The organism is Streptomyces sp. NH27 (assembly GCF_056859195.1).
This window is the reverse complement of sequence record NZ_JACEGK010000249.1, coordinates 1-11,004: the sequence shown is the minus strand read 5'-3', so window position 1 is coordinate 11,004 and position 11,004 is coordinate 1. Positions and strand designations below refer to the sequence as shown.

General features: G+C 72.3%; 11 protein-coding genes. 7 read left to right on the top strand and 4 right to left on the bottom strand.

Translation table 11 applies throughout. The annotated features are described in order from the left end of the window. Positions 1-2,586, bottom strand: a 2,586-nt coding sequence (pepN, locus tag AC13HU_RS20730; RefSeq protein ID WP_483043406.1) for an aminopeptidase N, incomplete at its 3' end; no start/stop codon positions are given. A 195-nt stretch (positions 2,587-2,781) separates the two neighbouring features. Here pepN and AC13HU_RS20725 point away from each other — a divergent pair. The 5 genes from AC13HU_RS20725 (at position 2,782) to AC13HU_RS20705 (ending at position 6,463) form a co-directional block, all read left to right on the top strand. Then, positions 2,782-3,423 carry a mycothiol-dependent nitroreductase Rv2466c family protein gene (locus tag AC13HU_RS20725; protein WP_483043405.1) on the top strand — a complete coding sequence of 214 codons (642 nt, stop codon included), beginning with the start codon at positions 2,782-2,784 and terminating at the stop codon, positions 3,421-3,423. 99 nt (positions 3,424-3,522) lie between these two features. After that, the gene (locus tag AC13HU_RS20720) at positions 3,523-3,909 is read left to right on the top strand and encodes a VOC family protein (RefSeq protein WP_483043404.1); all 387 of its coding nucleotides are present in this window, start codon (positions 3,523-3,525) and stop codon (positions 3,907-3,909) included. 295 nt (positions 3,910-4,204) lie between these two features. Further along, positions 4,205-4,795: a biotin transporter BioY gene (locus tag AC13HU_RS20715; RefSeq protein ID WP_483043403.1), complete on the top strand. Its 591-nt coding sequence runs from the start codon at positions 4,205-4,207 to the stop codon at positions 4,793-4,795. 259 nt (positions 4,796-5,054) lie between these two features. Continuing rightward, a complete protein-coding gene (locus AC13HU_RS20710) occupies positions 5,055-5,543 on the top strand; it encodes a ribose-5-phosphate isomerase (RefSeq protein ID WP_483043402.1) in 489 nt (162 codons plus the stop codon). Positions 5,544-5,551: 8 nt separating this feature from the next. Further along, positions 5,552-6,463 (top strand): Fpg/Nei family DNA glycosylase, encoded by a 912-nt coding sequence (locus AC13HU_RS20705; RefSeq protein ID WP_483043401.1) that lies wholly within the window; start codon positions 5,552-5,554, stop codon positions 6,461-6,463. A 33-nt stretch (positions 6,464-6,496) separates the two neighbouring features. Here the strand turns inward: AC13HU_RS20705 and AC13HU_RS20700 are convergent, their stop codons facing one another. Further along, complete coding sequence (locus AC13HU_RS20700; protein ID WP_483043400.1) at positions 6,497-6,949, bottom strand: Lrp/AsnC family transcriptional regulator; 453 nt, start codon at positions 6,947-6,949, stop codon at positions 6,497-6,499. Between the two features lie 135 nt (positions 6,950-7,084). Between AC13HU_RS20700 and AC13HU_RS20695 the strand changes: the two genes are divergently transcribed. Next, positions 7,085-8,116, top strand: coding sequence for an asparaginase (locus AC13HU_RS20695; protein ID WP_483043399.1), 1,032 nt, complete (start codon positions 7,085-7,087; stop codon positions 8,114-8,116). Here AC13HU_RS20695 and AC13HU_RS20690 read toward each other — a convergent pair. Then, positions 8,081-8,275 (bottom strand): hypothetical protein, encoded by a 195-nt coding sequence (locus AC13HU_RS20690; protein WP_202233725.1) that lies wholly within the window; start codon positions 8,273-8,275, stop codon positions 8,081-8,083. The genes AC13HU_RS20695 and AC13HU_RS20690 overlap by 36 nt on opposite strands. A 131-nt stretch (positions 8,276-8,406) precedes the next feature. Next, on the bottom strand, positions 8,407-9,549 hold the full coding sequence (locus AC13HU_RS20685; RefSeq protein WP_483043398.1) for a PP2C family protein-serine/threonine phosphatase: 1,143 nt from the start codon (positions 9,547-9,549) through the stop codon (positions 8,407-8,409). 167 nt (positions 9,550-9,716) lie between these two features. On the opposite strand from AC13HU_RS20685, the gene AC13HU_RS20680 reads away from it, so the two are divergent. Then, positions 9,717-10,934 carry a GNAT family N-acetyltransferase gene (locus AC13HU_RS20680; protein ID WP_483043397.1) on the top strand — a complete coding sequence of 406 codons (1,218 nt, stop codon included), beginning with the start codon at positions 9,717-9,719 and terminating at the stop codon, positions 10,932-10,934. Positions 10,935-11,004 lie beyond the last annotated feature (70 nt).

Here is an 11,004-nt window from a genome sequence, read left to right as displayed (position 1 = left end):
GTCGCACTCCTGCGCACGAACCGCCCGTGCCAGGTCATCGCGGCCTTCGAGGACCAACCGCCGCAGCGCGGGCGCTGCTTCGGCCCGCTCGGAGAGCCACTCGTCGGTTGCCGCGAGCGCGAGCGACGCCCCCTCCTGGTGGGACGGGTAGAGCCCGCGCACGATGTCCATCGCGATCTCGATCGACCGCTCGGCCCAGACACGTTCGATCGCGGCGAAGTACGGCGCCACGTAAAGCGCGGTCAAGTCACGTTGCCCGGGCTGGGAGAAGCCCGCGATGGTCGCCTCGACGAGCGCGTTGGACAGGGCGTCGGACTCCACCACGGCAGCCCAGGCGGCCGCCTTGACCGCCGGGTCGGGCCGGGCCGCGAGGCACCGCACCTCGTGCCGGTTGCCGGACGCGGTGTCGTCCCTGGCCCGTTCCTCGGCGATCGCCTCCGCGCCGGCCGCACCCTCGGCCGCGAGGGCCTCCAGGAACGTCCAGCGCAGCTCCTGATCGACATCGAGCCCGTCGATCTTCGCCGACCCGTTCAACAGCCCCTGCAGCAACTGGAGATCGGCCGCCGAGGAGGACACCGCCGCGAAGAAGCGGGCCCATGCCAGCTGGTGGCCGCTGCCCGGCTCGGCCTGCCGCAACTCGCGCAGCGCGCCCTCGGCGAGGGCCGCGCCGGCCTCCTGGCGTGCGCCCGGCGCCACGTAGTGGACCAGCGCGGTCCGCGCCTGGAGGTGCAGTGTCTGGAGAACGCCGATGTCGCTCTCCTGCCCGGCGAAGCGCAGCACCAGGTCCAGGTAGTCGCGTGCGGGCATCAGCGCGTCCCTGGTCATGTTCCACACCGCCGACCAGGCCAGTGCCCGCGCCAGCGGATCGGTGAGGTCGCCGAGCCGCTCGCGCAGCGTGACCAGCGAGACCTCGTCGAAACGGGTCTTGGCGTACGTCAGGTCCTCGTCGTTGACCAGCACCAGGTCCGGCCGCGGTTGCCCGGCCAGCTCGGCCACCGCCGTGGACGGCCCGGCCACGTCGGCCTCCGCGCGGGCGTAGCGCTCCAACGTGCCGTCGGGCGTGCGCCGGTACAGGCCGACCGCGACCCGGTGCGGCCGCAGCCGCGGGTGCGAGCCGTCCGCGGTCTGCGCCACCGACAGCTCGGTGATCCGGTCCTGCGTGTCACAGACCACCAGCGGCGTCAGCGAGTTGACGCCCGCGGTCTCCAGCCACGCCGCCGACCACGCGGCCATGTCCCGGCCCGAGGTCTCCGCCAGCACCGACAGCAGGTCCGCGAGCGTGGTGTTGCCGTACGCGTTCCGCTTGAAGTACCGCCGGGCCGCCTCCAGGAACGCGTCCCGCCCCACGTACGCGACGAGTTGCTTGAGCACCGCGGCGCCCTTGGAGTACGTGATCCCGTCGAAGTTGAGCTTCGCCGCCTCCAGATCCGGGATGTCGGCCACCACCGGGTGCGTGGAGGGCAGTTGGTCGGCCCGGTAGGCCCACGCCTTGCGGCGGTTGGCGAAGGTGATCCACCCCTCGGTGAATCCGGTCGCCTCCACCTGCGCGAAGGCGCCCATGAAGTCCGCGAAGGACTCCTTGAGCCACAGGTCGTCCCACCACCGCATGGTCACCAGGTCGCCGAACCACATGTGCGCCATCTCGTGCAGGATGACGTTCGCCCGGTGCTCGTACGACGTCCGTGTCACCTTCCCACGGAAGATGAACTCCTCCCGGAACGTGACGCATCCGGGGTTCTCCATCGCGCCGAGGTTGTACTCCGGCACGAACGCCTGGTCGTACTTCCCGAACGGGTACGGGTAGTCGAAGCTCTCGTGGAAGAAGTCCAGCCCGCGCTTGGTCACATCGAAGATCGCGTCGGCGTCGAAGTGCCGGGCCAGCGAACGGCGGCACAGCGCGGACAGCGGGATGTCCAGCACCGAGCCGTCCGGGTGCGTGCGCGCGTAGTGGTCGTGCTCCACGTGGTACGGCCCCGCGACCACCGCGGTGATGTAGGTGGAGATCGGCAGGGTCGGCACGAACGCGGTGGTGGCGCCGCCGTCCCCGGCCGGCGTCGGCTCGCCGTCCGCCGCGCCGTTGCTCAGCACCGTCCAACCCTCGGGCGCGGTCACCCGGAAGGAGAACGGCGCCTTCAGGTCCGGCTGCTCGAAGTTCGCGAACACCCGCCGGGAGTCGGCCGGTTCGTACTGCGTGTAGAGGTAGACCGCGCCGTCCTCGGGGTCCTCGAAGCGGTGCAGGCCCTCGCCGGTCCGGCTGAAGGCGCACCGCGCGTCCACCACCAGGGTGTTGCGCTCGGCCAGGTCGTCCAGCGCGATCCGCGCCCCGTCGAAGACCGCCGCCGGGTCCAGCTCCCGGCCGTTGAGCCGCACCGACGTCACCGAGGGCGCGATCAGGTCGGCGAACGTCGACGCGCCCGGCCGCGCGCAGCGGAAGTCGATCACCGTGGTCGACCGGAAGGTGCGTGGCTCGCCCGCGGCGGCCGGCCCGACCGCCGAGCGCACGTCCAGCGCCACGTCGTACCGCTGCACGGACAGGATCGCGGCCCGCTCGCGGGCCTCCTCACGGCTCAGGTTCTCGCCGGGCACGTGGCGGCTCCTCTCGGTCTTGGCACTCCTGCCGGTGGACGCGCCGGATCGCGGCGCCCTGGGCATCCTCCCACGGGCCCTGTGCGGCGGCAGCGGGGAATGATCCGGGGTACGGAGCGCGTTGCCCGACAAGGTGGGAGGTACCAACTGCCGACCGCCCAGCCCTGACACGATGTTGTGAACGAGGAGCACGCCGTGACCGCGACCACCGCCGAGAAGACCCCAGCCGACTTCTGGTTCGACCCGCTGTGCCCCTGGGCCTGGATGACCTCCCGCTGGATGCTGGAGGTGGAGAAGGTCCGCCCGGTCGAGGTGCGCTGGCACGTGATGAGCCTCGCGGTGCTCAACGAGGACAAGCTCGACACCCTCCCCGAGCAGTACGCCACGTTCCTGCGCGACGCCTGGGGCCCGGTCCGGGTCGTCATCGCCGCCCAGCAACTGCACGGCGACGATGTCGTCGGCCCGCTCTACACCGCGCTCGGCACCCGCTTCCACAACCGGGCCGAGGACAAGACCCGCGAGACCGTCGTGGCGGCCCTGGAGGAGGTCGGCCTGCCCGCGTCGCTCGCCGACTACGCGGACTCCGACGAGTACGACACGCAGTTGCGCGCCTCCCACAAGGAGGGCATCGACAAGGTCGGCCAGGAGGTCGGCACCCCGGTGATCGCGGTCCCCGGCTCGAACGGCGAGCAGATCGCCTTCTTCGGCCCCGTCGTCACCCCCGCCCCCAAGGGCGAAGAGGCCGCCCAACTGTGGGACGGCACCTTGATGGTCGCCTCGATCCCGGGCTTCTACGAGATCAAGCGCACCCGCACGGCGGGGCCCAATTTCGAGTAGCCCCGCAAACGCGGGGAGCAGTGGATCAACCGCACCCGAACCCAGGGTCCCGTCGGATCATGCCCGCACCCGGCGGGCGGGAAATAGGCCGATCAGCATATGCCCCATCTCGCCCTGACGGCCCTCGTCGTACGCGACTACGACGAGGCCGTCGACTTCTACACCCGCGCCCTCGGCTTCGAGTTGCGCGAGGACAGCCCGCGCGGCGACGGCAGCCGCTGGGTGGTCGTCGCGCCGCCCGGCGCCCAGGAGTCGGCCCTGCTGCTGGCCCGCGCCGCCACACCCGCACAGGCCGAGCGGATCGGCGACCAGAGCGGCGGCCGGGTCGGCTTCTTCCTCCACACCGACGACTTCGCCCGCGACCACGCCCGGATGACCGCGGACGGCGTCGAGTTCGAGGAGGCGCCCCGCCGCGAGCCGTACGGCACGGTCGCGGTCTTCCGCGACCTGTACGGCAACCGGTGGGACCTGCTCCAGCCCGCGTAGGACGACCGGCCGGATCCTTGGTGGAATCCCACAGCGCCGCAGAGTACGGGGCGGCTTCGTACAGGCCGTCCCGTACCCGTGTTCGCCGGCCTTCATGGCGTGACGAGTCTCACGTGAGCTGCCGAAAGGGCGTACGGCGCAACGGCGGTGGGGGAGGGGCGGTGCGCTCGGGTCGCGGGTGAAGCCTCCAAGCGCGGCCGCCGCGCTTTGTCGGGGTTCGACGATGATCGGCGCGCGGGTGCTGCGCTAGCGTCGCGGTGTCCCGACCACCCTCGCACCCCTCGCGGAGTCATCCATGAGCACCGCCGCTCCCTCGGCACCCGGCACCGTACTCGCCGACCTGCTGCCCGCCTCCTCGGTCAACCGGGCCCGGCTGCGGGACGCCGCGCTCGTGGTCGGCTGCGCCGTGCTCACCGGTCTGGCCGCGCAGATCTCGCTGCCCGTGCCCGGTTCGCCGGTGCCGGTCACCGGGCAGACCTTCGCGGCGCTGCTGGTCGGCACCGCGCTCGGCGCCCGCCGCGGCTTCGCCGCCCTCGGGTTGTACGCGGTCGCGGGTGTCGCCGGGCTGCCCTGGTTCGCCGAGGGCAGCTCCGGCTGGTCCATGCCCACGTTCGGCTACATCCTCGGGATGATGCTCGCCTCCGCGGTGGTCGGCGCCCTCGCCCGGCGCGGCGGTGACCGTACGGTGCTGCGTACCGCCGGGATCATGGTGCTCGGCTCCGCCGTCGTCTACGCCGTCGGCGTCCCCTACCTCGCGTACTGCGCCCATCTCCCGGCCGCCGACGCGGTCCGCCTCGGCCTGCGCCCCTACCTGCTCGGCGACGCCGTCAAGGCCGCCCTCGCCATGGGCTTCCTCCCCACCGCCTGGCGCCTCCTCGACCGCTGAGGAAGAGAAGGGTGCCCCTGACCCCCCGGGCAGCCCCGTCCTGCCGGTCCAGGGACCACCTGCCGGTGGGGGCCGGCCGTGCCGTTCCTCCCCCAGAGCTTCGCCTGGGAGGTGCCCCCAGCGGCCCTTGAGTGCCGCCGTTCCGCGGAAGGAGCCGCACCGACTCAGGGGTACGGGGAGCTGGGCGCGAAACCGGCCACCGGCGGGTGGTCCCGGGGCCGACAGAGCCGGGCCGCCCGGGGGGTGGGACAATCACCGCATGCGCGTCTACCTCGGCTCGGATCACGCCGGCTTCGAACTCAAGAACCACCTCGTCGAGTGGCTGAAAGCCAACGGCCACGACCCCGTGGACTGCGGCCCGCAGATTTACGACGCGGTGGACGACTACCCCCCGTTCTGCCTGCGCGCAGCGACCCGTACGGCCGCCGACCCCGGCGCCCTGGGCATCGTGATCGGCGGCTCGGGCAACGGTGAGCAGATCGCCGCGAACAAGGTGAAGGGCGTCCGCGCCGCGCTGGCGTGGAGCGAGCAGACCGCCTCGCTCGCCCGCCAGCACAACAACGCCAACGTCCTGAGCATCGGCGCCCGCATGCACACGCAGGAAGAGGCGACGAAGTTCGCCGAGGTCTTCCTCGCCACGCCGTACTCGCAGGAAGAGCGCCACCAGCGCCGGATCGACATGCTCGACGCGTACGAGGCGACCGGCGAGCTCCCCCCGATCCCGGCCCACCACCCGCAGCAGGACTGACACTTCCGATGCCCGAGGGCCACACGATCCACCGGCTGGCGCAGGAGTGCCTGGAGCGGTTCGCCGGATGGCCGACCCGGGTCGGCAGCCCGCAGGGCAAGTTCGCCGCCGGCGCGGCGCTGCTGGACGGCGTCGTGCTGGACGGCGTGGACGCGCACGGCAAGCACCTGTTCCTGGGCTTCGCGGAGCGGGGCTGGGTGCACATCCACCTCGGTCTGATCGGGAAGATCGCGTTCGACGGGGACGCGGTGACCGACACCGTACGGCTGCGGCTGGTCGGCGGCCGGCACGACGAGCACGCGATGAACCTGCGCGGCCCGGCCGCCTGCGAGCTGATCACCGATGGCGAGAAGCAGGCGATACACGACCGGCTCGGCCCCGACCCGCTGCGCGCGGGTGACGACCCCGGCCGCGCCTACGCCCGTATCTCCCGCTCCCGGATCTCCGTCGCCGCGCTGCTGATGGACCAGAAGCTGCTCGCCGGGGTCGGCAACGTCTACCGCGCGGAGGTGCTCTTCCGGCACGGTGTCGACCCGTTCCTGCCCGGCCGGGCGCTGCCCCGCCCGCTGTGGGACGCGATGTGGGCCGACCTGGTCGTGCTGATGCGGGAGGGCGTGCGCACCAACCGGATCGACACGGTGCGCCCCGAGCACGAACCGGAGGCCATGGGCCGCCCGCCGCGCCAGGACGACCACGGCGGCGAGGTCTACGTGTACCGCCGCACCGGGCAACCGTGCCTGATCTGCGGCACCGAGGTGCGCACCCGGCCGCTCGCGAACCGCAACCTCTTCTGGTGCCCCACCTGCCAGCCGCCGGCCCCCGAGTCCGGGGCGGTGCCCGGTTCCGGTTCCGCCTCCGCGCCGGCACGCGCCTTCGCGCCCACGTCGGCACGCGCCTCCGCGCCCGCCTCCGACCGCTGAGCCCGGCCCCTTGCGGGCGGTGCCCGGCGGCGGTCAGTCCACCGGGACGCCGCGCGGCGACTTGATCCGCTTCATGATCATCTGCGAGTTCACGTCGGAGACCCCCGGCAGCGCGATCAGCTTGTCGGTCCAGAACTTCTCGTACGCGTCGGAGTCCGCCACCGCGATCCGCAGCAGGCAGCCGGGCGCCCCGTAGAGCCGGTACGCCTCCACCACGTCGGGCGTGGACTGCACCTCGGCCTCGAACGCGGCGACCGAGTCGCGGTCGCGGTGCACCTCGACCGACGCGAAGACCTCGAAGCCCCGGCCGACCGCGGCCGGGTCGACCACCGCGCGGTAGGTCTGGATCACCCCGTCGTCCTCCAGTTGTCGCACCCGGCGAAGGCAGGGGGAGGGGGTCAGGCCGACGCGCTGGGCCAGTTCCTGGTTGGTCAGCCGGCCGTCGGCCTGGAGCTCGCGCAAGATGCTTCTGTCGATGGCGTCCATGGGAGCGATTTCTACCACGATATGACGGCGTACCGATCAGTATTAGCAATCATATGGCAGGTCTACGCGCATATCATTGTGCTGGGGAAGCCGTGCGCCCGGGGAGGCGCGACATCAGTCAGGGAGGCGTGCATCGTGCGTCACGTCGTGGTCATCAGTACCGGGGGAACCATCGCCAGCCGCTGGCAGGGCGACGGATACGCGGCCGAGGCCGCCGGACAGGAAGTGCTCGCCGCGGGCGCGGTGCCCGAAGGGGTGGACGTGAGCGTGGTGGACCTGTTCACCGTGAACAGCTCGCGGCTGACCACCGCCCACCAACTGCGGCTGCTGCACGCCGTGCACGAGGCGCTGGCCGACCCCGGAGTGGACGGCGTCGTGGTCACCCACGGCACCGACACCCTGGAGGAGTCCGCCTTCTTCCTCGACCTGTTCCACGACGACCACCGCCCGGTCGTGCTGACCGGCGCGCAGAAACCGCTGGACGCCGAGGACGGCGACGCGGCGGGCAACCTCTACGACGCGCTGCTGACCGCCGCCTCCGGCCGTGACATCGGCGCCGTGATCGTCTTCGGCGGGCAGGTGCACGCCGCCCGAGGCACCGTCAAGAAGCACACCGTGGACGCCCACGCCTTCGCCGACCCGGACGGACTGCCGCTCGGCCGACTGGAGTTCGCCCGGGTGAGCTGGGGCCGCCGCCGTCCGCGCCCGGTCCCGCTGCCGATGCCGGCGGTGGACGCGACCGGCCCCCGGGTCGACATCCTCACCCACCACAGCGACGCCGACGCGGTGTTGCTGAACGCCGCCCTGGCAGCCGGTGCCCGCGGCCTGGTCGTGGCCGGCACCGGCGCGGGCAACGCGAACCCCGAAGTCGCCGACGCGGTACGGAAAGCCGTCGCCGCCGGCGTGCTGGTCCTGATCAGCACCAGGGTCGCCGCAGGCGCCGTCGCACCGCTGTACACGGGCGGCGGGGCGGTCGATCTGCTTGCCGCCGGAGCACGGCTGGCCGGCTCGCTGCGCCCCGCCCAGGCCCGGATCGCGGTGCTGGCCGCGCTGCTGGCCACCCCCGAGGGCGAGGACGCCGGGCAGACCCTGGACGCGATCCTGCGGGCAACCCCGCAGTCGCTGCGGACGTCAGAGCTTTATCTGGTTGATGGTGTCGGCCACTGAGTTGAGGAAGCGGTTGATGTCCGGCGCCATGTTCGTCGAGGCCAGGAAGAAGCCGAACAGCGCGGCCACGATGGCCGGACCGGGCTTTATGGACTTCGCACGGATCATCACGACCAGCACGATCGCCAGCAGCAGTGCGGCAGACAGGGAGATAACCATGACGGATCACTTCCTCTTTCGGTAATGCCGGTCCGGGGACCGCGCCGCCGCCCCCGCCTCGCCCGTTCCCATGGTGCCATCAGCCACGGACACAGGAGACGTGTCTGGACCCATAGTCCCATTCCCGTGGGCTAGTCCCGGCACACCACGAGCAACGCCCTGTCGTCGTTGACGTCTTTGGCCACCGCCTCGATCAACCGCCAAGCGGAGCCCCGGAATCCGCCTGCCACCAGGCGGTCCGCCTCGCCGATCAGCCGGTCCATCCCCTCGGCGATCTCCCGGTCCGGCGTCTCCACCAGGCCGTCGGTGAACAGCATCAGCACGTCACCGGACCCCAACGTGCCCTTCACGCCATGGAATTCGGCCCCGTCGTACACCCCGAGCAGGGGCCCTTCGGCCGCCATCTCCTCCCAACGGCCGGTCCCTGCGTGCAGTTGCACACCCGGCAGGTGGCCCGCCGACAGCAACTCGTAGTCGCCGCTCTCCAGATCGAGCACCAGGTGCACCGAAGTGGCGAAGCCCTCCTCCCAGTTCTGCCGCAGCAGGTAGCCGTTGGCCGCGCCGAGGAACGCGTGCGACGGCAGCGAGCCCAGCAGCCCGCCGAACGCCCCGGACAGCAACAACGAGCGGGACGCGGCGTCCATGCCCTTGCCGGACACGTCGGTGAGCACCGCCTCCAGCATCCGGCCGTCCGAACTGCGGGTGGCGACCACGAAGTCACCGGAGAACGACTGCCCGCCGGCCGGCCGCAGCGCCATCTCCGCATGCCACCCGCCGGGCAGCCGCGGCAGCCTGCTCTGCACCCTGATCCGCTCGCGCAGGTCGAAGAGCATGCTGTGGCCGCGCCGCCAGGGCACCCCGACCCGGGCTCGGAACTGGGCGATCACCAGGCCGACCAGCGCCACCGCGGTGACCAGCAGCACCGTGCCCGGCGTCACCCGGCTCGGGCCCTCCCGGTACGGGCCGAGCACCGCCGACTCCACCACCATCGCCAGCGCCGAACCCGCGTAGAGCAGCAGCAGGCTCGCCGGGCGCAGCAGCAGCCCGCCGGCCAGGATCGGCAGCACCAGCGCCTCCGGCGGGCACCACACCGGCACGTTGACCGACGCGTACGCCAGCGTCGGGATCGCGACGGCCACCGCCGCCAGTCCGGCCCACTCCGAGGCGTCGCCCCTGAAGTAGTCGACCGCGGACCGGCGCACGGTCAAGCGGGCGCGGTGCAGCCTTCTGCGCCACCGGAACCCGAGCTCGCCCTTTGCCGTCGCTTTATCCATGTCCCGGCGACCCTACCCACCGATTGCCGCGCCGTGCAGGGCGGATGGCCTGTGAAGTTGCGCGCGGTCGCAAGGACACGGCGCCGACCGGGGCCCTGACGAGCAGCGGGCCCGGCGCAGCGAAAATGTGTTCGCCGCATGCCGTACCGGGCTGGTAGGGAAGGGGTATGACCATCGAACTGCGGGGCGCCGGCCCGGACCAGTGGGATTACCTTTTCGACCGGGTGCTGCGCGCCTTCCACGCGAACGCGGAGGCGGTCGAGGAGCGCGCCATGTGGCGCGGCGTCTTCGAGTTCGACCGGTTGACCACGGCCTGGGACGGCGACGAGGTGGTGGGCACCGCCGGCCTGCTCTCGTTCCGGATGACCGTCCCCGGCGGTGAACTGCTCGACGCCGCCGGCGTGACAATGGTCACCGTCCAGCCCACCCACACCCGTCGCGGCATCCTCACCTCGATGATGCGCCGCCAACTCGACTCGCTGCACGACGGCGGCGAGTCCGTCGCGGTCCTCACCGCCTCCGAGCCGGTCATCTACGGCCGCTTCGGATACGGCACCGCCACCCAGGAGTTGCACGGCACCATCGACACCGACCGGGTCGCGTTCGCCGTCCCCGAGGGCGCCGACGAGATCCGGCTGCGGCTGGTGCGGCCCGCCGACCCCGCGGTGCTCGCGGCCTGCGAGGCGGTCTACGCCGACCTGGTCCCCGGGCGGGCCGGGATGCTCGCGCGGCAGCCGCACTGGGAGAACCGGCCGATCGTCGACGCGCCCGCCAACCGCCAGGGCGCGGGCCCCCTGGTGTGCGTACTGGCCGAGACCGACGGCAAGGTACGCGGCTACGCCCGCTACGCCGTCGGCAGCCCCCAAGGCACCGTCAACCTGCGGGACATCGCGGCCCTCGACCCGGTGACGTACGCCGTGCTGTGGCGCTACCTCGCCTCGATCGACCTCACCAACGCGGTGCACTTCGACAACCTCCCGGTCGACGACCCGCTGCTGCACCTCGTCTCCGACCAGCGCCGCTGCGCGCTCGGGGTGATCGACAGCGTCCACCTGCGGCTGGTCGACGTCGGCGCCGCGCTGGCGGCCCGCGCCTACTCCGTTCCGGTCGACGTCGTGCTCGATGTCGCCGACGCCTTCTGCCCGTGGAACGCCGGGCGTTGGCGGCTGACCGGCGACGCGAAGGGCGCGACCTGCGAGCGCACCATCGAACCGGCCGATCTCGCCCTGGACGTCAAGGAGTTGGGCGCCGCCTACCTCGGCGGGCCGACCCTCCGCGCGATGGCCGGCGCCGGCCTCGTCCACGAACTGCGCCCGGGCGCCCTCACGGCGGCCTGCGACGCGTTCCGCACCGCCCCGGCCCCCTGGCTCCCGCACGGCTTCTGAGCGCCCCCTGCGGCCGCTCACGCCCGCCTGCGGGCCCGCGGAGGCGGGAGCGTCGGCGGGCGTACGGGAG